At 70.1% G+C, this 25234-nt stretch carries 27 protein-coding genes; 10 read left to right on the plus strand and 17 right to left on the minus strand.

Going from position 1 to position 25234, the window contains the following annotated elements; translation table 11 throughout:
* The first annotated feature begins 62 nt into the window (after positions 1–62).
* Positions 63–2084 carry a Stk1 family PASTA domain-containing Ser/Thr kinase gene (pknB, locus tag ACRSBM_RS29840; RefSeq protein WP_434448340.1) on the plus strand — a complete coding sequence of 674 codons (2022 nt, stop codon included), beginning with the start codon at positions 63–65 and terminating at the stop codon, positions 2082–2084.
* A gap of 73 nt (positions 2085–2157) precedes the next feature.
* On the opposite strand, the gene ACRSBM_RS29845 is transcribed toward pknB, so the two are convergent.
* On the minus strand, positions 2158–3546 hold the full coding sequence (locus ACRSBM_RS29845; protein ID WP_434448343.1) for a class II 3-deoxy-7-phosphoheptulonate synthase: 1389 nt from the start codon (positions 3544–3546) through the stop codon (positions 2158–2160).
* 144 nt (positions 3547–3690) lie between these two features.
* Between ACRSBM_RS29845 and ACRSBM_RS29850 the strand changes: the two genes are divergently transcribed.
* Positions 3691–4698: a DUF2891 domain-containing protein gene (locus tag ACRSBM_RS29850; protein ID WP_434448345.1), complete on the plus strand. Its 1008-nt coding sequence runs from the start codon at positions 3691–3693 to the stop codon at positions 4696–4698.
* 241 nt (positions 4699–4939) lie between these two features.
* On the opposite strand, the gene ACRSBM_RS29855 is transcribed toward ACRSBM_RS29850, so the two are convergent.
* Positions 4940–5704 carry an IclR family transcriptional regulator gene (locus tag ACRSBM_RS29855; protein ID WP_434448347.1) on the minus strand — a complete coding sequence of 255 codons (765 nt, stop codon included), beginning with the start codon at positions 5702–5704 and terminating at the stop codon, positions 4940–4942.
* Positions 5705–5783: 79 nt separating this feature from the next.
* Between ACRSBM_RS29855 and ACRSBM_RS29860 the strand changes: the two genes are divergently transcribed.
* Genes ACRSBM_RS29860 through dmpG form a run of 3 tightly spaced genes read left to right on the plus strand, consistent with a single transcriptional unit; the run spans position 5784 to position 8478 of the window.
* Positions 5784–6563, plus strand: a complete 780-nt coding sequence (locus ACRSBM_RS29860) for a 2-keto-4-pentenoate hydratase (RefSeq protein WP_434448348.1) — start codon at positions 5784–5786, stop codon at positions 6561–6563.
* Entirely contained in the window at positions 6563–7483 is a 921-nt protein-coding gene (locus ACRSBM_RS29865; protein WP_434448350.1) for an acetaldehyde dehydrogenase (acetylating), read from the plus strand. The genes ACRSBM_RS29860 and ACRSBM_RS29865 overlap by 1 nt, the downstream gene beginning before the upstream one ends.
* Positions 7480–8478: a 4-hydroxy-2-oxovalerate aldolase gene (gene dmpG, locus ACRSBM_RS29870; protein WP_434448352.1), complete on the plus strand. Its 999-nt coding sequence runs from the start codon at positions 7480–7482 to the stop codon at positions 8476–8478. The genes ACRSBM_RS29865 and dmpG overlap by 4 nt, the downstream gene beginning before the upstream one ends.
* On the opposite strand, the gene ACRSBM_RS29875 is transcribed toward dmpG, so the two are convergent.
* Genes ACRSBM_RS29875 through ACRSBM_RS29890 form a run of 4 tightly spaced genes read right to left on the minus strand, consistent with a single transcriptional unit; the run spans position 8468 to position 11631 of the window.
* Complete coding sequence (locus tag ACRSBM_RS29875; RefSeq protein ID WP_434448354.1) at positions 8468–9409, minus strand: 2,3-dihydroxyphenylpropionate 1,2-dioxygenase; 942 nt, start codon at positions 9407–9409, stop codon at positions 8468–8470. The genes dmpG and ACRSBM_RS29875 overlap by 11 nt on opposite strands.
* On the minus strand, positions 9409–10293 hold the full coding sequence (locus ACRSBM_RS29880) for an alpha/beta fold hydrolase (RefSeq protein WP_434448356.1): 885 nt from the start codon (positions 10291–10293) through the stop codon (positions 9409–9411). Before ACRSBM_RS29880 ends, ACRSBM_RS29875 begins: the two co-directional genes overlap by 1 nt.
* Positions 10290–10847 carry a cupin domain-containing protein gene (locus ACRSBM_RS29885; protein ID WP_434448358.1) on the minus strand — a complete coding sequence of 186 codons (558 nt, stop codon included), beginning with the start codon at positions 10845–10847 and terminating at the stop codon, positions 10290–10292. Before ACRSBM_RS29885 ends, ACRSBM_RS29880 begins: the two co-directional genes overlap by 4 nt.
* A 13-nt stretch (positions 10848–10860) precedes the next feature.
* A complete protein-coding gene (locus ACRSBM_RS29890; RefSeq protein WP_434448360.1) occupies positions 10861–11631 on the minus strand; it encodes an SDR family oxidoreductase in 771 nt (256 codons plus the stop codon).
* Positions 11632–11670: 39 nt separating this feature from the next.
* On the opposite strand from ACRSBM_RS29890, the gene ACRSBM_RS29895 reads away from it, so the two are divergent.
* The 4 genes from ACRSBM_RS29895 (at position 11671) to ACRSBM_RS29910 (ending at position 14824) form a co-directional block, all read left to right on the plus strand.
* Complete coding sequence (locus ACRSBM_RS29895) at positions 11671–12453, plus strand: IclR family transcriptional regulator (RefSeq protein ID WP_434448361.1); 783 nt, start codon at positions 11671–11673, stop codon at positions 12451–12453.
* 76 nt (positions 12454–12529) lie between these two features.
* A complete protein-coding gene (locus ACRSBM_RS29900; protein WP_434448363.1) occupies positions 12530–14035 on the plus strand; it encodes a flavin-containing monooxygenase in 1506 nt (501 codons plus the stop codon).
* A complete protein-coding gene (locus ACRSBM_RS29905; RefSeq protein ID WP_319978369.1) occupies positions 13995–14453 on the plus strand; it encodes a cupin domain-containing protein in 459 nt (152 codons plus the stop codon). The genes ACRSBM_RS29900 and ACRSBM_RS29905 overlap by 41 nt, the downstream gene beginning before the upstream one ends.
* Positions 14450–14824 carry a nuclear transport factor 2 family protein gene (locus tag ACRSBM_RS29910; RefSeq protein ID WP_434448365.1) on the plus strand — a complete coding sequence of 125 codons (375 nt, stop codon included), beginning with the start codon at positions 14450–14452 and terminating at the stop codon, positions 14822–14824. Before ACRSBM_RS29905 ends, ACRSBM_RS29910 begins: the two co-directional genes overlap by 4 nt.
* Before the next feature lie 36 nt (positions 14825–14860).
* Here the strand turns inward: ACRSBM_RS29910 and ACRSBM_RS29915 are convergent, their stop codons facing one another.
* The 5 genes from ACRSBM_RS29915 to ACRSBM_RS29935 all read right to left on the minus strand — a co-directional run bounded on the left by ACRSBM_RS29915 (position 14861) and on the right by ACRSBM_RS29935 (position 19592).
* On the minus strand, positions 14861–16660 hold the full coding sequence (locus ACRSBM_RS29915) for an FAD-dependent monooxygenase (protein WP_434448367.1): 1800 nt from the start codon (positions 16658–16660) through the stop codon (positions 14861–14863).
* A 3-nt stretch (positions 16661–16663) separates the two neighbouring features.
* The gene (locus tag ACRSBM_RS29920; RefSeq protein ID WP_434448369.1) at positions 16664–17020 is read right to left on the minus strand and encodes a putative quinol monooxygenase; all 357 of its coding nucleotides are present in this window, start codon (positions 17018–17020) and stop codon (positions 16664–16666) included.
* A gap of 198 nt (positions 17021–17218) precedes the next feature.
* Positions 17219–18247, minus strand: a complete 1029-nt coding sequence (locus ACRSBM_RS29925) for a 6-phosphofructokinase (protein WP_434453266.1) — start codon at positions 18245–18247, stop codon at positions 17219–17221.
* Positions 18248–18322: 75 nt separating this feature from the next.
* Positions 18323–18835 carry a polyadenylate-specific 3'-exoribonuclease AS gene (locus ACRSBM_RS29930; protein ID WP_434448371.1) on the minus strand — a complete coding sequence of 171 codons (513 nt, stop codon included), beginning with the start codon at positions 18833–18835 and terminating at the stop codon, positions 18323–18325.
* 22 nt (positions 18836–18857) lie between these two features.
* Positions 18858–19592 carry a lysophospholipid acyltransferase family protein gene (locus tag ACRSBM_RS29935; protein WP_434448373.1) on the minus strand — a complete coding sequence of 245 codons (735 nt, stop codon included), beginning with the start codon at positions 19590–19592 and terminating at the stop codon, positions 18858–18860.
* Positions 19593–19767: 175 nt separating this feature from the next.
* Here ACRSBM_RS29935 and ACRSBM_RS29940 point away from each other — a divergent pair, with 175 nt between their 5' ends.
* Positions 19768–20250, plus strand: a complete 483-nt coding sequence (locus tag ACRSBM_RS29940) for a hypothetical protein (protein ID WP_434448375.1) — start codon at positions 19768–19770, stop codon at positions 20248–20250.
* A 610-nt stretch (positions 20251–20860) separates the two neighbouring features.
* Here ACRSBM_RS29940 and ACRSBM_RS29945 read toward each other — a convergent pair.
* From ACRSBM_RS29945 to ACRSBM_RS29970, 6 genes are read right to left on the minus strand one after another with little or no spacing between them, the layout of a single operon-like run.
* A complete protein-coding gene (locus tag ACRSBM_RS29945; RefSeq protein ID WP_434448377.1) occupies positions 20861–21859 on the minus strand; it encodes an ROK family glucokinase in 999 nt (332 codons plus the stop codon).
* Positions 21859–22221, minus strand: coding sequence for a hypothetical protein (locus ACRSBM_RS29950; RefSeq protein ID WP_434448379.1), 363 nt, complete (start codon positions 22219–22221; stop codon positions 21859–21861). The genes ACRSBM_RS29945 and ACRSBM_RS29950 overlap by 1 nt, the downstream gene beginning before the upstream one ends.
* Before the next feature lie 25 nt (positions 22222–22246).
* Positions 22247–23482 carry an ArsA family ATPase gene (locus ACRSBM_RS29955; protein WP_434448381.1) on the minus strand — a complete coding sequence of 412 codons (1236 nt, stop codon included), beginning with the start codon at positions 23480–23482 and terminating at the stop codon, positions 22247–22249.
* Complete coding sequence (locus ACRSBM_RS29960) at positions 23479–23919, minus strand: SRPBCC family protein (RefSeq protein WP_434448383.1); 441 nt, start codon at positions 23917–23919, stop codon at positions 23479–23481. Before ACRSBM_RS29960 ends, ACRSBM_RS29955 begins: the two co-directional genes overlap by 4 nt.
* A 23-nt stretch (positions 23920–23942) precedes the next feature.
* A complete protein-coding gene (locus ACRSBM_RS29965) occupies positions 23943–24731 on the minus strand; it encodes a metallophosphoesterase family protein (protein ID WP_434448385.1) in 789 nt (262 codons plus the stop codon).
* A 58-nt stretch (positions 24732–24789) separates the two neighbouring features.
* Entirely contained in the window at positions 24790–25170 is a 381-nt protein-coding gene (locus ACRSBM_RS29970; RefSeq protein WP_434448387.1) for a polyketide cyclase / dehydrase and lipid transport, read from the minus strand.
* Between the last annotated feature and the right edge of the window lie 64 nt (positions 25171–25234).

Here is a 25234-nt window from a genome sequence, read left to right on the forward strand (position 1 = left end):
ATAACCGAACTGGGAACGCCCTTCCGCCAACCGGGTCATCCTGAGCTTTACCATCTCGCACTGTGGAGAGGTCGGTTTCGAACGTGATGGGTGGACTGCTGGAGCAGCGCTACCGGGTGGACTCCGTGCTGGCGCGCGGTGGCATGTCCACCGTCTATCGAGGTCGGGACACCCGTCTCGATCGCGATGTCGCCATCAAGGTGATGGATCCTCACCTGACCGCTGACCCCGCGTTCGTGGCGCGCTTCGAGCGAGAGGCGCGCGCGGCCGCGCAGTTGCATCACCCTGCCGTGGTGTCCGTGCACGACCAGGGCGTCGATGGTGACCAGGTGTACCTGGTGATGGAGCTGATCGACGGTGGCAACCTCCGTGACCTGCTCAACCAGCGCGGCAAGCTCGCTCCGGCCGTGGCGTTGAGCATCCTCGGACCGGTGTTGTCGGCGTTGGGCGCGGCGCACCGCGCCGGGCTCGTGCACCGCGACGTAAAGCCGGAGAACGTGCTGATCGGACCCGGTGGCCAGGTCAAGGTGGCGGACTTCGGGCTGGCCCGCGCGATCGCCGAGAACGGCGTCACGAGCGACAGTGAGATCCTGGGCACTGTCGCCTACCTTTCACCCGAACAGGTGGAGACGGGCGTCGCGGACGCGCGCAGTGACGTCTACTCGGCCGGAATCGTGCTCTACGAGATGCTGGCGGGTCAGGCGCCCTATCGCGGCGACACGGCCATCTCGGTGGCCTACCAGCACGTGAACTCGGACGTCCCGTCGGTTCCGGAGATCCCGCTGGCGCTCGACACGCTGGTGCGCAAGGCGACGCGGCGCGACCCGGCGCTGCGACCGGTGAACGCGGACGCGTTCCTCGCGGAACTCGAGCGCGTGGGTTCGGAGCTCGGCCTCTCGCCGCAGCCGGTGCCCGTTCCCGGCACGGCGCCCGAGAACGACAGGACGGTCATCATGCGACCGGTGCCCGTCGCGGTCGGTGCCACTCCCCCGACGGCCGCCGAGGCGACGAGGCCCGTGGTGCCGAACCCGCCGATGAACGCGGCTGTGACCACGGTCACCACCGGTCCGCCGACGCCGCCTCCCGGCATCTCCGCCACGCGCACGATGCAGCGGCCGGAGCCACCGCGGCGCCGGCCCCCGCAGAAGAAGCGGCCGAAGGTCGACCCGGTCGAGGAAGAGCGCAAGCGCCGCAAGAAGCTCTTCATCATCTGGGGTTCCGTGGTCGCCGTGCTGGCGCTGATCGTCGGCCTGTTCTCCTGGTACGTCGGCGCGGGTCGCTGGACGGTGATGCCGGCGGTCGCCGGCCAGTCCGAGCAGAACGCGGCGTTGCTGGTCCAGCAGGCCGACCTGATCGCGCTGGTCGAGAAGGTGCCGTCCAACGACGTGCCGATCGGCACCGTCATCAGTTCCGATCCCGCCGCGAACACGGAGTTGCGCAAGAACGGGTCCGTCAAGCTCGTCGTGTCGCGCGGCAAGCCCGTCGTGCCGTTCATCAACGTCGGCGCCGAGGTGGACGCCGCGACCAAGGAGATCGAGGCCGCGGGCCTCAAGGCGGTCAAGGACGCCGCGAAGGACGCGTTCCACGACACCGTGCCGATCGGCAAGGTCGTCGGGCTCGACCCGCGCCCCGGCACGGCGCTCAACCTCGACAGCCCGGTGACCCTCGTGCTGAGCAAGGGTCCGCCGCCGCGCCTGCCGGTGCCGAACGTCACGGGCAAGACCAAGGACGAGGCGTTCGCCGAACTGCAGCGCGCCGGTCTGGAGCCGGTCGACGCGGGCGGCGAGGACGGCCCCGAAGACGAGAAGTCGCGCGTGGTGCGGACGGATCCGCCCGCGGGCACGGTCCTGGACCCGACGCGGGCCAAGCGGGTGACCGTCTTCTACGAGAACAAGGACCGTGAGGTCGAGGTTCCCGACGTGACCCGGAAGAAGGTCCGCGACGCCAAGGAAGAGCTCGAAAAGGCCGGCCTGAAGGTGAAGGTCGAGTTCAACAGGAGCGGCAACGCGACCGTCGTGAACCAGTCGATCCCGCCACGCACGCGGGTCGAGCGAGGCACCGAGATCACCATCTTCGGCCTCTGACCAGCACAAAGCGAAGGGCCCCGCGTTCTCGACGCGGGGCCCTTCGTTCTTCAGCTCGTCTTCAGCAAACCCCTCAGGAGCGCAGCATCTCGGCGACGAGGAACGCGAGTTCGAGCGACTGCTGCGTGTTCAGGCGCGGGTCGCACGCCGTCTCGTAGCGGCCGGCCAGGTCGTCGTCGGAGATCTCCTGCGCACCGCCGAGGCACTCGGTGACGTCCTCACCCGTGAGCTCGATGTGGATGCCGCCGGGGTGCGTGCCCAGGCGCCGGTGCACCTCGAAGAAGCCCTGGACCTCGTCGACGATGCGGTCGAAGTGACGGGTCTTGTAGCCGGTGCTCGACTCGTGCGTGTTGCCGTGCATCGGGTCGCACTGCCAGATGACCTTGTGGCCGCTGGCCTCGACCTTCTCCACGATCCCGGGGAGCACGTCGCGCACCTTCTGGTTGCCCATGCGCGAGATGAGCGTCAGGCGGCCCGGCTGGTTGCGCGGGTCGAGGCGCTCGACGTACTCGACGGCCATCTCCGGCGACGTCGTCGGGCCGATCTTGAGACCGATCGGGTTCGCCAGCATCTCGGCGAACGCGATGTGCGCGCCGTCGAGCTGCCGGGTGCGCTCGCCGACCCACAGGAAGTGCGACGACAGGTCGTACAGCCGGGGCTCGTCGCCCGTCGTGTCGAGGCGGAGCAGCGCGCGCTCGTAGTCGAGGAGCAGCGCCTCGTGCGAGGCGAAGATCTCCGTGCCGTGCAGCGACTGGTCGTTCACGCCGCACGCCGACATGAACTTCAGGCCGCGGTCGATCTCGCCGGCCAGGGCCTCGTAGCGCTCGCCCGCGGGCGAGGTGCGCACGAAGTCGCGGTTCCAGTCGTGCACGCGGTGCAGGTCGGCCAGACCCGCGCCGGTCAGCGCCCGCAGCAGGTTCATGGCCGCGCCGGCGTTCGCGTAGGCGCGGATCATGCGGCCGGGGTCGGCCACGCGGGCCTCGGGGGTCGCGACCAGGGAGTTGATGATGTCGCCGCGGTAGGACGGCAGGCCGAGCGCGTCGATGCCCGACGAACGCGGCTTGGCGTACTGGCCGGCGATGCGGCCGACCTTCACCACCGGCAGGCTCGCGCCGTAGGTCAGCACCACGGCCATCTGCAGCAGGGTCCGGATGTTCGCGCGGATGTGCGGCTCGGTGTTGTCCGCGAACGTCTCCGCGCAGTCACCACCCTGCAGGAGAAACGCCTCACCGTTCGCGACCTGCGCCAGTTGCGTGTGCAGCCGGTCGATCTCGGCGGGCACGGTGATCGGCGGCACGCTCTCGAGCACCGTCCGCACGCGACGCACCTGTTCGGCGTCGGGCCACTCCGGCTGCTGGGCAGCCGGGCGCGACAGGGCGTCGTCCAGGCGCTTGCGCATCTCGGGAGGCAGCGGCGGAAGCTCGGGAAGCGTGTCGATGGGCACGTCCACGGTCCAGTTCACGCTGCTCATCCTAGTTGTCCCACACTGAGAGAACGGGCCGGGCCTTGTCAGCTGCTCGCCCGCGGTCCCGCGCCACCCGAAGTCTGTTACCAGTCAACTATCCGCCCCTGCCCTGTTGAGACGCCGCACTGCATGATGTGGGCCATGGACGCCACCCGATTGGATGACAGCACCGCCACCCGGCTGCTGGGCATCGCGATCGACAACATCCAACGCGACCACCCGGTGCACTGGACGCACGTGATCGACGGCGATCACCGGCTCGTGCCGCAACGGGTGCTGCACCCCGTGTTCGCCGGATCGTTCGACTGGCACTCGTGCGTGCACCAGACGTGGCTGGCCGTGCGGCTGCTACGCCTGCGCCCCTCTCTCGCGGGTGCCGACGCCGCACGTGACGCGTTGGACAAGCTGATCACGCCCGACAACTGCGCCGTCGAGGCCTCGTTCTTCGCCTCACCGGCCGGACGGCACTGGGAGCGGCCGTACGGGTGGGCGTGGCTGCTGCTGCTCGACGCCGAACTGCGCACCTCCGGGCTGCCGTGGTCGGTGGCGCCGATCGCGGACGTGCTGCGCGACCGGTGGCTCGAGTGGATCTCGGCGGCGCGGCTGCCGATCCGCACCGGCACGCACAGCAACACCGCGTTCGCGACGGGCCTGGTGTTCGACGCCGCCCAGGCGAACGGCGACACCGAACTGGTCTCCGCCTGCGCCGACGCGGCGCTGCGGTGGCACCGGGACGAGGTCGCTTACGGCGGCTTCGAGCCGGACGCCGCCGACTTCCTGTCGCCCGCGCTGACGACGGCCGACCTGATGCGGCGCGCGCTGAACCCCGCGGACTTCGCCAGCTGGTTCGACGCCTACCTGCCGGAGCTCGACTCCGAGCGGTGGCGCGTGCTGCGTGAGCCATACCCGGTCGACGACCCCAGCGACCCCTACGGCTCACACCTGGCCGGGCTCGCGTTGTCGCGCGCCTGGAACTGGGAGGCGATCGCGGAGGCCCTGCCGGACGGGCACCGTTATGCCTCACTGGCCCGCGCCGCTTCGGCCGTGCACCGCGAGGCCGGGTGGACCTACGTGTTCGGCGGGCACGGCTACATGGCCGACCACTGGCTCGGGACGTTCGCTGCCTACCTCGACGTGAAAGCCTTCTGACCTGCGCTTATCCAACCTTATGCAAAAGACGTTTGCGGTCGTCCGCAAACGTCTTTTGCATAACTGATATATCGGTGAGTGGTGCAACGGCGTGGGGGACGACGAGTTGGCGCGCTGATATATCGGATATCGCGGGGCGGTGCGCATGGGCTTGGACCTAGGAGCTCGCGACCGATATATCGGATATCGCGCACGGACGACACGGACTCGACCCCGAAGGAGGCGAGCGATATATCGGATATCAGGTGCCGGACGACAGCGTCGCGCGCCGGATCAGCGTGAGCGCGATACCGGTGGCCGCGGCATGCACCGAAGCCGCGTGCGCGCGAGGATCGAAGCGGGTGGCCGGGCCGGCGACGCTGACCGCGGCCACGACGTTGCCCTCGTGGTCCAGCACCGGCGAGGCCACGCACGCCAGGCCGATCCTGGACTCCTCGAACTCGTAGGCGACGCCCGTCTGCCGGATCGCGGCCAGCTGGCGGCGGAGCATGCCGGGGGTGACGACGGTGCGCGGTGTCCGGCGGGCGAGCGGGGACGCGAGCACCGCCGTGCGCACGGACGTGGGTGAGTGGGCCAGCAGGGCCTTGCCGATCGCGGTGGCGTGCAGCGGCATGCGGCCGCCCAGGCGTGAGGGCGAGGACGCCTGGCGGTGGCCGCCGATCTTGGCTGCGTAGATGACCTCGTGGCCCTCGCGGAGTCCGAGGTGGACGGTTTCGTGGGTGCGTTCGTAGAGGTCTTCGAGGTAAGGCGTGGACACCTCGACCAGGCGGCGTTCGACGGACGCGCGGATGCCCAGCTGGAACAGGTGGCCGCCGAGGCGGTAGCCGCGCGTGCCGCGGTCGAGCAGGCGGGCGTCGGCCAGGTCGCCCAGCAGGCGGTGCAGCGTCGCCTTCGCCAGGCCGGTGCGTCTGCCCAGTTCCGCGAAGCCGAGCTCGTCGTCGTCGGCACCGAAGGCGTTCAGCACCGACATCACCTTGCCCAGCAGGGTGTTCGGCACCTCGGTCATCACCTGATCGTGCCATGAGTTCCGCTCATCGGAACTCCGCAGTGTCCAGGAGGCCGCCGGCGACGCCACCATTGCCGGCATGAACAACGTCGGCACGGCCGCGGAGCGGCTCGCCACCGCAGCACGCGACCGGGTGCCCTGTGCGCCCGTGCGCGACCTCATCGGCGACGACGAGGCCTACGCGGTCCAGCAACTCAACGTCGCCGCCCGGATCGACGGCGGCGCCGCCGTCGTGGGGCGCAAGATCGGCCTCACCTCCCCGGCGGTCCAGCGTCAGCTCGGGGTGGACCAGCCGGACTTCGGGGTGCTGCTCGACGACATGACCTACGAGGACGGCGCCGAGCTGCCGACGTCCGGGCTGTTGCAGCCGAAGGTGGAAGCGGAGCTCGCGTTCGTGCTGACGGCGGACCTCACCGACGGGCCGTTCGACGAGGAGACCGTCGCGGCGGCGGTCGGGCACGTCCGGGCCTCGCTGGAGATCGTGGACAGCCGGATCGCCGGCTGGGACATCACCTTCGCCGACACGGTGGCGGACAACGCCTCGTCGGGGCTGTTCGTCCTCGGCACCGAGCGGGTCGGGCTGGGCGACGTCGTGCCCAGGGACGTGTCGATGGTGCTCAGCGTCAACGGTGAGGAGCGCTCGACCGGGACCGGTGCCGCCTGCCTGGGCGATCCGCTGACCGCGCTCGCCTGGCTCGCCACGATGGCGGCGAAGCTCGGCGACCCGTTGCGGGCCGGCGACATCGTGCTCAGCGGCGCTCTGGGCCCGATGACCGGGGTCCAGGCCGGCGACCACGTCGAGGCGACCATCACCGGGCTCGGCACCGTGCGGGCCTCGTTCGCGAAACAGGAGGCGTGATGCGCACGAAGGTCGCGGTGATCGGGCCGGGCAACATCGGCACCGACCTCGTCATCAAGGTGCTCAAGAGGTCCACGACGCTGGAAGTGGCGGCGCTCGTCGGCATCGACCCGGAGTCGGACGGTCTCGCCAAGGCCCGCAAGCTCGGCGTCGCGACCACGGCCGAAGGGATCGAAGGGCTCATCGGGATGCCTGAGTTCGCGGACGTCGAGATCGTCTTCGACGCCACCTCCGCGCACGCTCACGAGATCAACGCGAAGATCCTGGCAGAGCACGGGAAACGGGTCATCGACCTGACCCCGGCGGCGATCGGGCCGATGGTGGTGCCGACGGTGAACCTCCACGAGCACCTGCACGCCCCGAACGTCAACATGGTCACGTGCGGCGGCCAGGCCACGATCCCGATCGTCGCCGCCATCGGCAAGGTCACGCCCGTGCCGTACGCGGAGATCGTCGCCTCGATCGCGTCGCGCAGCGCGGGTCCCGGTACCCGCGCGAACATCGACGAGTTCACCGAGACCACCGCGCACGCCATCGCGGAGGTGGGCGGCGCGCGGCGGGGCAAGGCCGTCATCGTGCTCAACCCCGCCGACCCGCCGATCACCATGCGCGACACCGTGCTCGCGCTCGTCAACGCACCGGATCCCGAGGCACGGCAACGGATCGAAGCCTCCGTCGGGGAGATGGTCGCCGAGGTCGCCACGTACGTCCCTGGCTACCGCCTCAAGCAGCGGGTGCAGATCAACCCGGTGGAGCAGCCCCACACCCTCACCGAAGAGCCGGTGACGCACCAGGTCACCGTGCTGCTGGAGGTCGAGGGTGCGGCCGACTACCTGCCTGCCTTCGCGGGGAACCTGGACATCATGACCAGCGCGGCCCTCCGGGTCGCGGAAGAGATGGCGGCGGTGGTGCGCGCATGAAGATCTACCTGCAGGACGTGACCCTCAGGGACGGCATGCACGCCCTGCGGCACCGCATCACGCCGTCGAAGGTCGCCGAGATCGCCAGGGCACTGGACCAGGCCGGCGTTGATGCCGTCGAGGTCTCGCACGGCGACGGGCTCAGCGGCGGGTCGCTCGTCTACGGTCCGGGCAGCCACACCGACTGGGAGTGGATCGCGGCGGCCGCGGAAGCGTTGACCCACGCCACACTCACCACGTTGCTGCTGCCCGGCATCGGCACCCTCCACGACCTCAAGCGTGCCCACGGCCTCGGTGTGAAATCCGTGCGCGTCGCGACGCACTGCACCGAGGCCGACATCGCCGCCCAGCACATCGCCGGTGCCCGCGAGCTGGGCATGGACGTGTCCGGGTTCCTGATGATGAGCCACCTGGCCGAACCGCGGGAGCTCGCACGCCAGGCGAAGCTGATGGAGTCCTACGGCGCGAACTGCGTCTACGTAACGGATTCCGGCGGCCGCCTGCTCTCCCACGACGTCCGCGACCGCATCCGTGCCTACCGCGACGTCCTCGACGAGCGGACCGAGATCGGCATCCACGCGCACGAGAACCTCTCGCTCGCCGTGGCGAACTCCATCACCGCCGTCGAGGAAGGAGCCACGCGGGTCGACGCCTCCCTGGCCGGACTCGGTGCCGGCGCGGGCAACTGCCCGATCGAACCGTTCGTCGCCGTCGCGAACCTCCAGGACTGGAAGCACAACGCGGACCTGTTCGCGCTCCAGGACGCCGCCGACGACCTCGTCCGCCCGCTCATGGAACACCCGGTCCGCGTCGACCGCGAGAGCCTCACCCTCGGGTACGCGGGCGTCTACGGCTCGTTCCTGCGCCACGCCGGCATCGCCGCCGAGCGCACCGGCGCCGACGTCCGGGCTCTCCTGTTCGAAGCCGGACGACGGCGCCTGGTGGGCGGTCAGGAGGACATGCTCACCGACATCGCCCTCGACCTCACCCGGTAGCCGTCACCGGGAAAGTGGTTCCGATGCCCATGCCGGTGATCCACTCGGGCACGGGTTCGTAGCTGGTCCATATGAGCGGCAGGCCGACGGCGACCTGCCCGATGAGCCAGCAGCGGATCTCGTGCCCGCCGCTGCCGGCATGGGCTTCCAGCGCCTCGTGCCCCACGGAGGCGATCTCACCGGCCGACCCCGCCGCCAGCCGGTCGAGGAACCACCGGTCCCACACCGCGTTCACCTTCGCCTCGGGGTTCCCGCCCATCGCGCGCACCCGCGGCTCGCGCGCGGCGGCGAACTCCTTCGCGTACGCCCGGCCCCGGATCAACGACTCGCGCCGCTCCCCCACCACGGACGGATCGCGCGGATCGTTGGACGGCAACCAATGCGACAACCCGCCGCTCGCGACGACCAGCACTCGTCCGGGGTACTCCGAAGACCGCAACGCGGCCCCGAGTGCGCGACCCAGCTGCACACAACGGTCCAGCGACGGCAACGGTGGCGCGGCCGTGTTGACCACCAACGGCACCAGCGGCAGCGAAGTGCCGCCGGTGATCATCTCGTAGCTCTGCACGATGCCGTGGTCGACGGTCAGCGAATACGACAGCGACACGTCGAACCCCGCGCCGGCCACCCCGCTGTGCGCCGACCAGGCCAGCGTCCTGGCCACCGGCAACGGTCCCGAGCTGCTGCCGAAGTCGCCGAACCCCACCGCTTCCTCGACGCCGAGCACGAACGGCGGCATCACGTCGTAGAAGTTGGCGTGGAAGTGATCCGGCCCGATCACCACGACCGCGTCCGGCGCCAGCTCCTCCACGGCCAGCCGCACGCGGTCCGCGTCCCGCAGGAACACCGATCCCGGCCCGTCCCCGTCCGGCGGCAGCAGTGTCGCGAACGGGCTGTGCGACATCCCGGCGAAACCGATGATCTCCGCCATCAGGAGGGGTCCTTTCCGTGCAACAGCCAGGTGCGGTGCGTGTCGAGGAACTCCGGGACCTTCTCCCATTGCGGCCAGTGACCGGCGTCGTCGATGACGTGCAGGCGCGCGTCCGCCAGCCAGTCCAGCACCATGCCGGCCTCGTCCAGGCCGCCCGTCGGGTCGTGGCTGGTCCACAGCAGCAACGTCGGCGCCGCGATCTTCCCGACCCACGCCGGGTCCCACGCGAAGTCCCTGCGCACCACCGGGTCCTGCAGCACCAAGGTGTTGGTGATCGCCTGCACGAACCCCGGCCGCGAGTACACCTGGCGACGGAGGTTCACCAGCTCGTCGGTCACCATCTCCTTGTGGTGGAACAGGAACTCGACCCGCCGCCGCACGGTTTCCTCGCTCGGATCGAGCACGGCCGCCATCGTGCTGTCCCGCATCCGTTGCATGACCTCGGGCTTGTTCGCGATGTTGCCGGGCGTGTTCAGCACCAGCCGGTCGACGCGCTCGGGGAAGTGCGCCGCGACCCACGCGGCGACCCAGCCGCCGAGCGACTCACCGGACAGGTGCGCCTTCCCGACGCCCAGCGCGTCGAGCAGTCCCACGAGGTGCTCGGACAGCACGTCGATCGTGTACGGCAGGTCCGGCAGATCGGACCAGCCGTGGCCGACCATGTCGTAGGCGGTGACGTGGAAGTCCTCCGCCAGTCCCGCGATGTCGCGCGAGTAGGCCTCCAGGTGGCCGCCGGTACCGTGCAGCAGCACGAGTTCCGGCCCGGCCCCCGCCTGCAGGATCCTCGTCCGCACGGTGTGGCCGCGCACCGGGACGTCGACGTGCCGCACAAGATGGTCCACATGCGACAGTTCGCCCCAGATGCTGACGTGCTCGGGAATCACTGGTCCTCCCCAGAAGAATCGAACTCTGAAGAATCGAACTCTGATGTGTCGAAACGGGCGCGGGCCTCGCCGAAGGTCGCGAGCCCCGCGCTCTGCCTGCGGGCGAGCCCGAACAGCGCGAGCAGCCGGGAGTTCTCGATCGTCAGGAACTCGACGGGCTTCTCGCTGGAGTCGTTGTAGTGGCGGTGCCACGTCCACGGCGGCGTGTAGACGAACGAGCCGGAAGTCCACGTCACCGTCTCGTACTCCTCCGGTTCGGCGTTCTGGATCTCGCTGTGCCCGTCGCCGGAGATCACGAAGTGGACGGTCTCGTGGTAGTGCCGTTGCATGTCGGAGCTTTCACCCGGCGGGATCACCTGCCGGAACAGCTCGAACGTCGACGTCGGCAGCCTGCCCGCGATCCGCAGCGTCGTCGGGTTCGGCACCGCGCCCGCGGGGATCGTCTCCAGCTCGTCGTCGTGCACGACCAACGGCCGCGCGCCGTCGGGCCGCACCGCGTGCGTGAGCGCCCCGAGGAAGTCGGTCATGGCGAAGTCGGGTCCTGAGGTGGCCAACGCGGTTTCCCTTTCAGAGAGCGAACTCGGTGCGTCCGCCGTCGACGGTGAGCACGGTGCCGTTGACGTACGAGGCTTGCGGCGAGGCCAGGAACGCCACCGCGGCGGCGATCTCCCGGGGGTCCGCGGCGCGCAGTGCCGGGATGTCCGCCAGGTCCTGGGCCGCCGCGGTGTCGAAGTCGACGCCCGTCTCCTCGGCCCTGCGGCGCAGCACTTCCAGCCGGCGAGGTGTCAGGGTCGCGCCGGGAGCGACGCAGTTGACCGTGACGCCGTCCGCCGCGAACTGCCGTGACGCGAGCTTGGCCGCCGACGTCACGGCCGCGCGCAGCACCGTGGACGACGCGAGTCCGGGCTGCGGCTGCCGCACCGCGGTCGAGGTGATCACCACGGCCCGCCCGAACCCGCGCCGCGCCATCGCGGGCAGCGCCTCCCGCAGCAACGCGAGCGGCCCGAGCAGCAGCAGGTCGAGATCGCGGTGCCACTGCGCGTCCGGCACCTCGAAGAGTCCTCCGGGAGACGGCCCGCCCGCGTTCACGACCAGCACGTCGAGCGAGCCGTGCCGGCCGGTCACCTCGCGCACCAGCTCGGTGGCCTCACCCGGATCGGCGAGGTCGCCGACGAGATGGTCGGCGCCGAGCGCCGCGGCCGTCTCCTTCAGCGTCGATTCGGTGCGTCCGGCCAGCACGACGCGGTGCCCGCTCCCGACGAGCGCCGCGGCCGTCGCCGCACCGATTCCGCCCGCGCCGCCCCCGACGAGCGCGACCCGCGTGGTGTTTGCGTCCATGAGCTCCTACAGTCACCGTGTGGCAGAGGCGGACCAAGGATGAGTCCCAGTGACCGGGACTCGCAGCCGACCGAGCCGAGCGGTTCACTCGAACGCGCGGCGGCGATCCTGGACGCCTTCGACGCCGCCCACCGCGAGCTGGGCCTCGCCGAACTGGTGCGCAGGTCCGGGTTGCCGCGCTCGACGGTGCACCGCACGGCGGCGCGCATGATCGACCTCGGCTGGCTCGACAAGCCGCACGACCGCTACCGGATCAGCACCGGCCTGTTCAAGCTGTCCGGCCTCGTACCGGTGCGGCACGAGCTGCGCGAGGCCGTGCTGCCGTTCCTGCAGGACCTCTACGCGGCCGCCCGCGTCACGGTGCAGCTCGGCGTGCTCGACGGCACCCGCGTGCTGATCGTCGACAAGATCACCGGGCACCGGCCGATGCCGATGCTGTCCCAGGTCGGCGGCATGATCCCGGCGCACTGCTCGGGTCTGGGCCGCGCGATCCTCGCCTACTCCGACGCGGCGACCGTGGACGCGGTGATCGCAGCCGGGATGGAACGCCGAACGCCGCGCACCATCACGAGCCCCACGGCGTTGCGCCGCGAGCTCGCCGCGGTCCCGGACCGCGGCTGGGCCTACGACAGGGAGGAGGGCAACGTCGGCGTGAGCTGCGTGGCGGCCCCGATCTTCACCGCGACCGGTGAGCCCGCCGCCGCGCTGTCCGTGACGGGGCCGAGCGCGGCCGTGCGCCCGGAACGGATCGGTCCGGCCGTGCGGATGGCGGCCGCCGCGGCGAGCCGGGCTTACTCGACCCGGCGCTGGGAGTCCCACTAGCCGGGACTTCCGGTTGGTCGCGAACGTGCGCGCGCTCCACAGTGTGGTCCGTCACATCCTCACCCAGGAGGACCGGATGCGAGTCGCGATCATCGGTGCCGGAGTCGCCGGCCTCACCACGGCGAAGGTGCTGCTGCAGGCAGGACACGAGGCCGAGGTGTTCGACCGGACACCGGACGTCGGCGGCGTGTGGAGCCGCACCCGGCGCTACCCCGGCCTCACCACGCAGAGCCCCAAGGCCCAGTACTCGTTCTCGGACTTCCCGATGCCGAAGGACCTGCCGGAGTGGCCGACCGGCGAACAGGTGCAGGCGTACCTGGAGGCCTACACGTGGCACTTCGGTGTCGACGCGTGCCTGCGCCTGGAGACGGCGGTGACGTCCGTCGTGCCCGTCGACGACGAGTGGGAGCTGACCACGCACACGGGCACGACGTACCGGTACGACCGGGTTGTCGTGGCCAACGGCGTGTTCTGCGAGCCTTCCGTGCCGGCGTTCCCCGGCCGTGAGGAGTTCGAGGCGGCCGGTGGACAGGTTCTCGCGGGCACCGAGTTCCACGACGTCGAACAGGCGCGGGACAAGCACGTCCTCGTAGTCGGGTACGGCAAGTCCGCGTGCGACGTGACGGTGCCGATCAGCGGTGTCGCGGCCAGCACCGACATCATCGCGCGGCAGCTGCTGTGGAAGGTCCCGCGCAGGATCGCCGGGGTGGTCAACTTCAAGATGCTGCTGCTGACCCGCATGGGCGAGGCGCTGTTCCGCTACCGGTGGGTGCGCGGGTTCGAGAAGTTCCTGCACGGCCCCGCGGACAAGGTCCGCCGCTCGATGCTCAACTCACTGGGTTCGGTGTCGGTGCGGCAGTTCGGCCTCGCGAAGCACGACCTGGTGCCGTCCGGGCAGATGGAGGACATCGTCAAGGGCGCGATCGGCCTTGTCACCGAAGGGTTCTTCGAAGGCGTCGAGTCCGGCGCGATCCGGGTGCGCCGCGACATGACCATCGAGCGGTTGAAGTCCGGCGGCGCCGTCCTGTCGGACGGCACGGTGCTGCCCGCCGACCTGGTCGTCTGCGCCACCGGGTTCACCCAGGGCGTGCCGTTCCTGCCCGGCGAGGTCCAGGAGCGGTTGTTCGACGAGCGCGGCAACTTCGCGCTGTACCGGCAGATCCAGCCGATCGGCGTGCCGGGCCTGTACTTCAACGGCTACAACTCGTCGTTCTTCAGCCCGCTCAACGCGGAACTGGCGGCGTTGTGGATCGCGGCCGACCTCGCGGGAGCGCTCTCGCTGCCGGACGACGCCACGCGCCGGGCGGACGTGACAGCGCAGCTCGCGTTCATGGACGAGGCGACGAGCACACATCACTGCCGCGGCACGAAGATCATCCCGTTCTCGCTGCACAACGCCGACGAGGTGCTGTCGGACCTCGGGCTGCAGATCGGCCGCGCGACCCGTGCGTCGCACTGGCTCAACCCGGTCGCGCCCTCGGCGTACCGCAAGGTCACGCCCCAGTTGCTCACCCGGCTCGGTCGAAATGAGGTTGGAGACCATGGAAACCCCCGTGAAGCATCACGTCTACCGCAGCGGTGAAGGCACGAACGTCGGCGCGATCGGCCTCGGCATCTACACGCGGTTGACCGGCGCGGACACCAAGGGCGCTTACTCGCTGTTCGAGTACGTCGTGCCGCCGAACCTCGGCGGGCCACCCACCCACATCCATTCGCGCGAGGACGAGCTGTTCACGTGCGTGCAGGGGCGGGTCGTCGTCGAACTGGACGGCGAGGAACACGTGCTGGGGCCGGGAGATTCGCTGCTGATGCCGCGCGGGGTGCCGCACATGTTCCACAACCCGTTCGACGAGGAGACCCGCGTGGTGGCCGTCGTGTCACCGCCGGGGCTGGAGAACTACTACCAGGCGTTGTCCGAACTGCCGCCGGGGCCGCGCGACATGAAGCTGGTCGCGGAGATCATGGTGCAGCACGGCCTTTCGCTGCAGAAGAAGCCATGACGCGCGCTGCTGTTGACCGCACGGGCATGGTGAGGCAGATGTGCGCCGCGGTCGACTCCGGTGACGCGGAAGCGTTCGGGGCTTGGTTCGCCGAGGACGCCACCTACACGTTCGGCAACAACGAGCCGTTGATCGGGCGTGCCGCCGTGGTGGCGGCGACCGCTGGTGCGGCCGGCGCGTTGCCGTGGGTGCGGCACGTGGTCGACCAGGTCGCCGAGGTAGGCGACCAGCTGTTCTGCCGGTTCACCATCGAGACCGAGGCCCCGGACGGGAAGCCGCTCGCGTTGCCCTGTGTGACGGTGATCTGGATGTCCGGCAACAAGATCGTCGACTACCGCGTGCACATGGACATATCGCCGGCGATGGCGTGAGAGGAAGGCGGCCCGGTTTCGCCGGGCCGCCTTGTCTTATGCGGCTTGGACCTGTTGTGCGGCCGGGCGGCGCACCGTCGCCAGGAACCGTTGGCAGGCCTCGAAGTCGAGCTCGTCGCAGCGCCACGCGACGTGGCCGTCCGGGCGGATCACGTACAGGGCCTGCGACTCCGGTTCGGTGAGACCGTAGTGCTCGAACACCTGCGCGGAGTCGGCCCGGTGCACGCGGTCGTCCGGCCTGGCCTCGACGCGGGCGACGAGGTGGGTGGTGACGCCGAGTCCGGCCATGGCCGTCGTGTGCGCGGTGATCTCGTCGGCGGTGAGGTGCTTGCGCGACAACGCGATCACGTGCAGCCGGTAGCCCTGCAGCAGATCGAACACCTGCTCGTGGTCGTTGATGCGGGCGTCGGGGACGCGCTGGCCCGCGAGAGGGCCCTTGAGCGAGTAGAGCAGCTCGTTGACGTTGATCTCGCTGGGCCGGTAGCCGAGGCTCAGCTGCGAGAGGCGGTGGAACGACTTGCGGTGCGGGATCGGTGCCGCCGACATCCGTCCGATGAGGAACGGTCCCGCGGTGTCCCGCAACCAGGCCCGCCAGCCTCGCAGGCCCGCCGCGACCCGGTAGAGGCGGTCGGTGAACTCGAGCAGCCTGACGCCCGCCGGGTGCCGTTCGGCCGAGTAGGTGTCGAGCAGGTCCACGTCGTCGTTGATCGCCGCCGCGAGCTTCCAGGCGAGGTTGGCCGCGTCGTGCAGGCCCGTGTTCATGCCCTGGCCGCCGGCCGGGGAGTGGATGTGGGCGGCGTCGCCGACGAGGAAACCCCTGCCGCGGCGGTAGTCGTCGACTCCGCGCAGGTGGACCTGGTAGCGGCTGGTCCAGATCGGGGCGCTCAGCGTGACGGGCAGGTTCATCGCCCTGCGGAGCTCGGACTGCAGGGTCTCCAGGTCGAAGTCCGCTCCCGGCTCACCGAAGTCGGTGACCATGACGCGGGACGTCTCGGCGCCCCGGAGCGGCAGGAACAGACCGATGCGGTCGCGGTTCACGAACACCCGGAAGTGCGCGTGGTCGAGCGGCCATTCGACCTTGCAGTCGGCGAGAAGGTAGCGCTGGGCGTACTTGTCGCCGTCGAAGCTGATGCCGAGCTGCCGGCGGACGGTGCTGTGGGCGCCGTCCGCGCCGACGACGTACTGGGCGTTGACGGTGCGGCCGGTCAGGACGGCGGTGACGGCGTCCTCGGTCTGCTGGAGGTCGGTGAGCCTCGTGCCACGCCGGACGGTGACGCCGTGCCGTGCCAGGTCTTTGAGCAGTACCTCCTCCACTTCGGACTGCGGCGCCATGAGGATGAACTGGTACGGCGTGGTCGCCGCCCTCGCGCGGTCGAAGTCGAGTCCGCCGACGTGTTCGCCCCTGATGTGGAAGCGGATGCCGGTGGTGACGACGCCGCACCGGAGCAGCTCGTCCGCGAGCCCGATGCCGCGGAAGAGCTCGATGGTGCGGGCCTGGACGGCGAACGCCCTCGACTCGGTGGCAGGACCGTCGCCGGCGTCGACGATGCAGACCTTGACGCCCTGGCGGACCAGCAGTGCCGCCGTCATCAGGCCGCTCGGGCCGGCGCCGACGACGAGCACGTCGCAGTCGTAGCGGGGCAACCGGGCGCGGGTCGCGGCCTTCGGTGGCGCGACCGACGGCTCCGGCCGGGTCCTCGACTTGCCGAGGCCCGCCAGGAAGCCGCTGCCCGGCCGTGCGGTGACCCGGGGCAGCGGGTTCCCCGTGAGCCTGCCCCACATCCTGCGGGTGAGGAGGAAGAGCAGGGTGACGACGGCGAAGATCAGCAGTCCCACGGCCTACCTCCCCTCGGGCAGGGCGCTGGACATGCGCAGGAACTGCTGGCGCAGCGGACCGGCTACGAGAGGCTGGATCGCGCGGACGAACTCCTGGACGTACGGCTCGGCGAGGTGCTTCTCCAGGTCCTGCTTCGACCGGAACATCTCGTAGATCACGAACAGCGACCGGTCCGCGCGGTCGCGGTGGACGTGGAACTCGATCGAGCCCTCTTCCGCGCGCAACGGCTCGACGAGTCCGAGGATCAGTGCCTCGACCTCGTCCTCACGGCCCGGTTTCGCCGTGGCGAAGCCCAGGTGGGTGTACGGCCCGGTCTCGCCGGCGTCCGGCTCGGGCAGGACGACTCGCGCGTCGCTCATCAGGTCTCCTGAAACAGCTCAACGGATGGTGAAAAAAACCATTCCAGTGAGCGTGCACGCGATCACAACGCGAGTCCCGGCGAGTGGGACACCGGCGGTATACACGCGGAATGCCGGGCGTCGACGGTGACGCCCGGCATTCCGATGTGCAATATCCGATATATCAGGCTCAGACATCGGCCCAAAACCGGCCGGAGATCAGGCGCCGAAGAAGACCTCGGCCTCTTCGTAGCGCTCGGCCGGAACCGTCTTGAGCTCGGCCGTCGCCTCCGACAGCTTCACGCGGGCGATCTCGGTGCCGCGCAGCGCGACCATCGTGCCGAAGTCACCGGCGGCGACGGCGTCGACCGCGTGCAGTCCGAAACGGGTCGCGAGCACGCGGTCGTACGCGGTCGGCGTACCACCGCGCTGGATGTGGCCGAGGACGGCCGCGCGGGACTCCTTGCCGGTGCGGTCCGCGATCTCCTCCGCGAGCCACTGGCCGACGCCACCGAGGCGGACGTGACCGAAGGCGTCGCGCTCACCGGAGTGCAGCACCTCGGCGCCACCCTCGGGGATCGCGCCCTCGGCGACGACGATGATCGGGGCGAACTCGCTCTCGAAGCGGCGTTCGACGTGCTCGACGACCTTGTCGACGCTGAACGGGCGCTCCGGGACGAGGATGACGTTCGCACCACCGGCGAGACCGGAGTGCAGCGCGATCCAGCCCGCGTGGCGGCCCATGACCTCGACGACGAGCGCACGGTGGTGCGACTCGGCCGTGGTGCGCAGGCGGTCGATGGCCTCGGTCGCGATGTGCACGGCCGTGTCGAAGCCGAACGTGTAGTCCGTGGCGCCGAGGTCGTTGTCGATCGTCTTCGGCACACCGACGACGCCGATGCCGTCGTCGGTGAGGCGCTTGGCGACACCGAGGGTGTCCTCGCCGCCGATCGCGATGATGGCGTCGATCTGGTTCTCCGCGATGGTCTCGCGGATCCGGTCGACACCGCCCTCGACCTTGTAGGGGTTCGTGCGCGACGAGCCCAGGATCGTGCCACCGCGGGTGAGGATCTCCTCGACGTCCGCGAGGTCGATCGACTTGGTGAGGTTCTCGATCGGGCCCTGCCACCCGTTGCGGAACCCGACGATCTCCCAGCCGTGTGCCTTGATGCCCTTGCGGACCACGGCCCGGATCACGGCGTTCAGACCGGGGCAGTCACCACCGCCAGTGAGCACACCGATGCGCATCTGCTTCCCCATCTCTCGTGTTCTGTGTCACGCAGACTGTCACGAGCTGTATCGGTGCAGCAACGCGGGTCTCACTTACCGGACAGGAAAGCCGATTTTCTTGCGCTGTTCCTCGATCACCTTCCACCGTGCGAGGTTGTGCCGCGCGTCGGCGAGGGCGTCGTGCGCGTCGGCCGGCGGGGCGGGCAGCCGGGGGCGGCCGACGTCGTCCCAGCGCTGCCGCAGGTCGCGGGTGAACCGGGGCAGGGCGCGCGGCAACGCGGGCATCGCGCCCCACAGCTGCGCCAGCGCCACGTGGTCGTAGGCGGCGAACCAGGCCCACAGCTCCACGTCGTCGCGCGCGGCGTTGCGGGCGCCGAGGAAGTCGAGCAGGTCCTCGCGGATGCGTTCACGACTGCGCCACGCCTTGTCCGCGGGCGAGGGCAGCTGGTTGAGGACGTTCTGCCGCACCCACGGCCCCGCGCGATCGGGGTCGAACTCGGTGGACACGGCGTAGAACTCGCGACCTTCCTCGTCGACCACACCGATCGACACCAGGTCGATCGTCAGCCCGTCCTCGATGAACTCACAGTCGTAGAAAAACCGCACCGCGACACCCTAGGGGTTGCCGTCAGCCGGCCTTCTTCTCGGGCACCCGGTCGGCCGGCTTGGCCTGTTCCGGCACGTCCGCGGCCTGCTCCTTGGCCTTCGACGCGTAGACGTCGACGTACTCCTGGCCGGAGAGCTCCATCAGGGCGTACATGATCTCGTCGGTGATCGACCGCAGCACGAACCTGTCGCCGGACAGCCCCTCGTAGCGGGAGAAGTCGAGCGGCTTGCCGATCTTGATCCGGATCGGGTGCGGCTTCCACATCCTCGAGCCGATGGGGTTCGCCTTGTCCGTGCCGAACATCGCGACGGGGATGACCGGCGCGCCGGACTCCAGCGCGATCCACGCGACACCGACCTTGCCCTTGTACAGGCGGGCGTCGGGGGAACGCGTGCCCTCGGGGTAGATGCCGAGCAGCTTGCCCTCGCGCACGATCCGCACGCCGGTGTCGAGCGCTCCCTGCGCGGCGGACGCGCTGGACCGGTCGATCGGCACCTGGCCGACGCCGGAGAAGAACCACTTCTGCAGCCTGCCCTTGAGCCCCGTGCCGGTGAAGTACTCGATCTTGGCGGGGAAGGTGACGCGCCGCGACAGCATCAGTGGCAGGAAGAAGGAGTCCGAAACGGCGAGGTGGTTGCTCGCCAGGATCGCGCCACCCTCCTTCGGGATGTTCTCGGCGCCCTCGATGATCTTCGGCTGGAAGAACAGCCGCAAGATCGGTCCCAGGAGGACGTGCTTCATGATCCAATACAGCACAGCGGGAAGCGCCTCCCTAGACACCGAACCTTGATCCCGGCAACCAGCCTACGGAGCCGACCGCACCTCACACAACGAATCCCAAGTTAGTGCGTGACGGCGTGACTGAGCCGACTGCCGTAACTCGCAACACATCCGGCCCGTGCAACGATGAGGGGTCAGAGGGTTGCGGCACATGGAGAGGCTCTGGATGAACGCCCGGCGCGACTCGACCGACGGCCCCGAGAACGTCGACGAGCTCTTTGCCGAGATCGTCGCGGGTCTCGAGCGGGACGGGGTCGGCAAGGACTGGCTCGACCTCGACGAGGCGAGCGCGGACGAGCCCGAGCCGAGCAGGCTCGACGCACGCGACGAAGCGGACGACATCCCGTCCGACGTCCTGGAAGAGCCCGAACGGCGCGACCCGGCCGACGAGGACCACTACGTTCCGCCGGAGCCGCCGCCCCTCCCGGCACTGCGCGCCTCCACGCTGGCGGCGCTCGGCCTGTTCGCGCTGGGCATCGTCCTGCTGGTCGCCCCCGGCCTCTTCGGACTGCAGCCGCGCATCGGCACCCCGCTGTCGCTCGTCGCGCTTTGCGCGGGCGTCGGCTGGCTGATCCTGCGCATGCGCAACACCCCGCCGCCCGACTCCGGATGGGACGACGGCGCCCAGGTGTGACAGGTCACGTCTTGATTGGTAACGACGTGATAACGGCCACTCAAACCTTCAGATAACGATTCGGGCATGCTTACCGTGTCGTGCATGGACCAGATGCAGCACCTGATGATGGCCCGTGCCATGGCGACCCTGAGCAAGAAGGACGCGGAGCGCGCCAAGCGCCGCCGCCCGCGCATCCTGCGCCTGCTCGGCCGATAGTCCCCCGAACTGGGTGTTCGCGGCGGGCGAACAGACCCCGACACGTCCGCCGCGACACTCAACTCCTCGCCGATGCCACGCACGGCGAGTCGCAGCCCTCTCGAAGAGACGACGACTGCCAGTCCCGCCGCCCCAGGAAAGGCCCCGTGCCGGCCCTCGGCGTCTGGTTCCGGGAGCGTCCGCGCTGCCTTCCGCAGGTTGGACATACCGCTCGAATCGAGCATTCCGCAACCGATATATCAGCTATGGAACTCGCTGACCTGCTGCTTAGCAATGACTCTTTTGACCTCGTCCACAAACGAGCTGTTGCAAAGGCCGTTGCAAAGGTCGGCAGGACGTCCGCCATGGCTCGGCTTTTTCAGCGATCTGTCCGGCAGCGACCGGCTGCCGGCGCGTGGGCGAGAAGGCGCGCTCAAGAACGGCGGGAGTGGTTCCTCGCCGTCCGCGTGGTGATCTGGGTGGTCATCTGGGACGCCATCTCGCGGGCCAGGGTCGCCGCACCCACGATGCCGGCGTCGTCGCCGAGCTGCGCGGTGCGGATCCGGGCCAGCGGCCGGTGGCCCGCTCCCGTCACGACGGACGCGTAGCGCTCGCGGGCGTCGTCGAGGAACAGCGGCGCCGAGGTCGACACCCCTCCCCCGATGACGATCACCTCGGGGTCGTAGACGTCGGCGACCAGCGCCAGGCCCTCGCCCAGCCAGCGGGCCAGGTCGGCCATCGCGCGCTTGGCCAGGGGGTCGCCGTCGCGGGCCGCGCCGGCCACCCGGCGGCCGGTCACCGCGCGGGAGTCACCGGCGGCCTCGCGGGCCAGGACGGTGGAGACACCGGGGTGCTTGGCCAGCAGTTCCACGGCCGTGGCGCTCAGGGCGGTGCCGCTGCAGTAGCGCTCCCAGCAGCCGTTCTTGCCGCACGGGCAGGGGCGGCCGTCCGGGACGACGCGCAGGTGGCCCAGTTCGGGGGCGACGCCGTGCGCGCCGCGGAAGACCTCGCCGTCGAGCAGCAGGGCGGCGCCGATCCCGGTGCCGATGGCGACCAGGACGGCGGTGCCGGCACCGCGTGCGGCGCCGAAGCGGTGTTCGGCGAGGGCGGCGGCGTTCGCGTCGTGTTCCAGGACGACCGGCATGCCCAGGCGGTCGCTCATGCGGTCCGCGACGTCGGCTTGCCGCCACGCCAGGTGGGGCGCGAAACGGACCGTGCGGCGGTCCGAGGCGATGAAGCCCGCCACGGCGAGACCGACGGCCGTCACCGCGTGCCGGTCCGCCACCTCCTCCACGGTGGCCACGATCGCGTCTTCGAGGGCGCGTTCGCCCGCGGGGGTGGGCGCGCGGGAGGTGTCGAGCACCGAACCGCGCGGGTCCACGACGCCAGCGCGGATGCTGGTGCCACCGATGTCCACTCCGACCGTGAGCACTAGTCGGTCTTCCTGACGACCTTGATGTGCTGCACGCGCTGACCGGCGCCGGAATCAGACTCAGGAGCGGGCTCCTCACCCGCGGGAGCCGTCGGCGGGGCACCCGGCTCGCGCAGGGCGGCCCGCAGCACCGCGACCAGGCCCGCCGCGTGTTCGGCGGCCTTCGCGGCCAGCTCGGAGCGGTCGCCGCGCAGCAGCGCCACGCCGTTGCACAACGGGCACCAGCCGCACGTCTCGGGCGTGTGCGCGCCGTCGTCGCTCGCCTCGGCGACGCGCTGCAGCCACGGCTGCATGCGTTCGGCGGCGGTGTCGATGAGCAGCCGCAGCTCCTCGGCGAGGTTGCCGGTGTTGTCCTGGGTCATCCAAAGCTCCTGATCAGCGCCACAGTCAGCGCCAAAGGGACGGGTCCGGCCGGAACCCCACCGTCACACCGCCCGAGTCCATCTCCGCACCGGTGACGATGCAGCGCCTCAACAACGACGGCAGCGCCACGAGCCGACGGCGGCCGTCGACGGTCAACGCGAGGTCGTCGCCCACACGCGCGAGGTCGAGGTCCGTGTCGTCGGACAGCGGCAACGCGATCCGCAGCGAGTATCGGGCGTCGAGTCCGCGACCGCTGCCCGACACCTCCAGCAACGGCTCTGAAACACCGGAAGCGGGCACCGCGGCGCCCGGCAACGGGTCTTCCTCGCCGTAGAGCTGCGCGGCGACCTCCAGCAACGCCGGCACACCGACGGGCTCGGACGCGCGGTGGTCGACCGTGCGGATCTCGCCGATTCCGGTCAGCTCGGCCAGCACGGCGTCCTGCTCGTGCCGGCGCGTGCGCAACCAGGCAGCGGCGGCACCACGCGCGGCCCCCGGTGAGGGCACCAGCCGGTTCGCGATCACGCTGTCGACCCGGATTCCCTGCAGCGCCAACGCGGTCAGCGTGCGGCGGGTCTCGGCGGCGACGACGCGTTCGGGCGTCAGCACCAGCCGCACCGAGCACGAGGACGGGTCGGAGAGCAGCGAGCGCAACGCGTCGAGCCGCTCGGCGAGCCTGCTCAGCGCGTCCGCCGTCGCGTCCCACTTCTCGACGGTCCCGGTGCCCGCGACGCCCGCGAGCAGCCCGCGCACCACGCGCCGGTGGGTCGGGAAGAGCCGTTCGAGGTAGCCGGCGAAGGCCTCGGGCAGTGACAGCAGCCGCAACGTCTCCGCGGTCGGCCCGCAGTCGACGACCACGACCTCCCACGGCCCGGACGACGCGAGCCTGCGCACCTCGGCGAGCGCGAGGAGTTCCTCGACGCCCGGCAGCACGGTGAGTTCCTCGGCGTCGAGCTCGTCGACACCGGCGCCCGCCAGCACGGTCCGCAGGTGCCCGCGCAGCTCTCCCCACGCCTCGTCGACGAGACCACGAGGATCGATCTGGCACGCGAACAACCCGCCGACCGAGGTCCCTGGGGCGTCCACTTCGGACGGTTCGGCGCCCAGCCGGACGCCGAGCGCGTCGCCCAGCGAGTGCGCGGGATCGGTGGAGACCACGAGCGCCTTGCGGCCGTGCGCGGCCAGCGAGGCGGCCGTGGCGGCGGACAGCGTCGTCTTGCCGACCCCGCCCTTGCCGGTGAAGAGCAGGACCCGGCTCAAGCCGCCTTCTCCGCGCGCTTCTTGAGCTCCTTGAGCGCGGTGTCGAGGATCAGCTTCTCGGCCTTGCGGCGGAACAGCCCGATCATCGGGATCACCAGCTGCACCGACAGCGTGTAGGTGACCTTGGTGCCGGTGCCGGCCGGCGTCAGCACGTAGCTGCCCTGCTGCGCCTTCTGCATGGTGCCCTTGACGAGCTCCCACTTCACCGACAGACCGTCGGCGGCCCAGGCGTACTTCAGGGTGTACTCGTCCTTCACGGGACCCTGGTCGATCGCGAACCGCACCTGCTCGGCACGGCCGTCGTCGCGGGTGTCGAGGACCTCGACCTCTTTCATCCCGTTCGCCCAGTCCGGGTACGACGGGAAGTCCGCGATGATCGCCATGATCTTCTCAGGCGGAGCGTCGATGACGATGGACTGAGTGGACTCGTCGGCCATAGAGATGGAGGTTACTCGCGTGGCTACCAGTTCAGGACGTGAGGCTTGCCGCTGCGCTGGAAGTGCCCGACGTTGATGCACTCGGTGTAGCCGACGCGCACGCGCCGGGCCAACGGCTGGTGCACGTGCCCGAACACCGACCAGCGCGGGCGTTCGTTCACGATCTTGCCCAGCGCGGCCCGAGATCCCCATTCGGGACGGCGCGCGACGACGTCGTACGTCAGTTCCGGAACAAGCGGCGGAATGTGCGTGCACAGCACATCGACCTGCCCCATCCGCTCCAGCGCGGCCGCCATGTCCTCCTCCGTGCGCAGGTACGGGAACCACGGCGCGTTGGGGTTGCGGACCAGGCCGGGCACCATCAGCCCGCCGCCCGCGAAGCCGAACCTCAGCCCGCCGATCTCCACTGAGTCGCCGTCGAGCACGTGCACACCGTCGCCCGCGAACCGCGGCCAGAGGTGCGGACTGTCCACATTGCCCGGTGTCGCGTACGTCGGCGCGGACATGGCGCTGAACAACGCGTGGTACTGCTCCAGCACCGCTTCTTCCACGATGGTGCGGGCGTCGGCGAGACCGTCCCACAGCGACCGGATGTAGCTCGCCGTGTCCGCGCGCCTGGTGCCCCGGCGCAGCTCGGCGAAGATCCCGACCTTCTCGGGCCCGAAGACGCGGCCGAGGATCCCCTTGGAATGGTCGTGGTAGTCGACGAAGTCGATCAGGTCGCCGAGCACGAGAAGCGCGTCCGCACCGTCACCGGCGCGCGCGAGCGCCTCCGCGTTGCCGTGCACATCGGAAACCACGTGAACCCGCACGGTTCCAACTTAGTTGACGCCGCACGGGGGTGTTCTCCGAGACGCGCGTGGCGCAAGATCACACTCCTGGCGGGCAGCCGGCCGGTCGGCCGTCCTCCAGGGTCAGCTTCAACCCCAGCGCGACGGACTTCGCGTCGAGCTGGCGGCGTTGCACCTCGCGGCGGGCGTTGCGCGGGGTGAGCGCCCCGGCGGGCGCGTCAGCGCGGAGGAAGTAGTGCAGCAAGGTGCCGTCGAGCATGGGCTCGAGCCAGATCTCCATCGTGCCCACGAGCGCGCCGGCGACGGTCCAGCGCAGTCCCTCGTCACCCCGGTTCGCGTAGACGTCCAGGTCGAGATCGGGCCAGAACGCCCGCCACGACTCCGGCGCGGCGAAGGCGGCGGCGACCACGCTGGGTGGTACCGCCAGGAAAGTCTCGTCGACGACGTCCACGCTGGCCATGAGGACAAAAGGTAACGGAAGGGCGTACCGACCTTTGTATTGCCGGAATCACACGCTAAGTTTC

It is taken from the genome of Lentzea xerophila, from assembly GCF_051094245.1.
Lineage (GTDB): Bacteria > Actinomycetota > Actinomycetes > Mycobacteriales > Pseudonocardiaceae > Lentzea > Lentzea xerophila.

Excerpts from the sequence above, each read along its gene's own strand:
- ACRSBM_RS29895 (WP_434448361.1), top strand. The coding sequence starts at position 11,671 with ATGAGTCCCAGTGACCGGGACTCGCAGCCGACCGAGCCGAGCGGTTCA.
- dmpG (WP_434448352.1), top strand. The coding sequence starts at position 7,480 with ATGAAGATCTACCTGCAGGACGTGACCCTCAGGGACGGCATGCACGCC.
- ACRSBM_RS29950 (WP_434448379.1), bottom strand. The coding sequence starts at position 22,221 with ATGACCCAGGACAACACCGGCAACCTCGCCGAGGAGCTGCGGCTGCTC.
- ACRSBM_RS29960 (WP_434448383.1), bottom strand. The coding sequence starts at position 23,919 with ATGGCCGACGAGTCCACTCAGTCCATCGTCATCGACGCTCCGCCTGAG.
- ACRSBM_RS29900 (WP_434448363.1), top strand. The coding sequence starts at position 12,530 with ATGCGAGTCGCGATCATCGGTGCCGGAGTCGCCGGCCTCACCACGGCG.
- ACRSBM_RS29905 (WP_319978369.1), top strand. The coding sequence starts at position 13,995 with ATGGAAACCCCCGTGAAGCATCACGTCTACCGCAGCGGTGAAGGCACG.
- ACRSBM_RS29890 (WP_434448360.1), bottom strand. The coding sequence starts at position 11,631 with ATGGACGCAAACACCACGCGGGTCGCGCTCGTCGGGGGCGGCGCGGGC.
- ACRSBM_RS29850 (WP_434448345.1), top strand. The coding sequence starts at position 3,691 with ATGGACGCCACCCGATTGGATGACAGCACCGCCACCCGGCTGCTGGGC.
- ACRSBM_RS29925 (WP_434453266.1), bottom strand. The coding sequence starts at position 18,247 with ATGCGCATCGGTGTGCTCACTGGCGGTGGTGACTGCCCCGGTCTGAAC.
- ACRSBM_RS29865 (WP_434448350.1), top strand. The coding sequence starts at position 6,563 with ATGCGCACGAAGGTCGCGGTGATCGGGCCGGGCAACATCGGCACCGAC.
- ACRSBM_RS29920 (WP_434448369.1), bottom strand. The coding sequence starts at position 17,020 with ATGAGCGACGCGCGAGTCGTCCTGCCCGAGCCGGACGCCGGCGAGACC.
- ACRSBM_RS29860 (WP_434448348.1), top strand. The coding sequence starts at position 5,784 with ATGAACAACGTCGGCACGGCCGCGGAGCGGCTCGCCACCGCAGCACGC.
- ACRSBM_RS29970 (WP_434448387.1), bottom strand. The coding sequence starts at position 25,170 with ATGGCCAGCGTGGACGTCGTCGACGAGACTTTCCTGGCGGTACCACCC.
- ACRSBM_RS29875 (WP_434448354.1), bottom strand. The coding sequence starts at position 9,409 with ATGGCGGAGATCATCGGTTTCGCCGGGATGTCGCACAGCCCGTTCGCG.
- ACRSBM_RS29855 (WP_434448347.1), bottom strand. The coding sequence starts at position 5,704 with ATGACCGAGGTGCCGAACACCCTGCTGGGCAAGGTGATGTCGGTGCTG.
- ACRSBM_RS29910 (WP_434448365.1), top strand. The coding sequence starts at position 14,450 with ATGACGCGCGCTGCTGTTGACCGCACGGGCATGGTGAGGCAGATGTGC.
- ACRSBM_RS29940 (WP_434448375.1), top strand. The coding sequence starts at position 19,768 with ATGGAGAGGCTCTGGATGAACGCCCGGCGCGACTCGACCGACGGCCCC.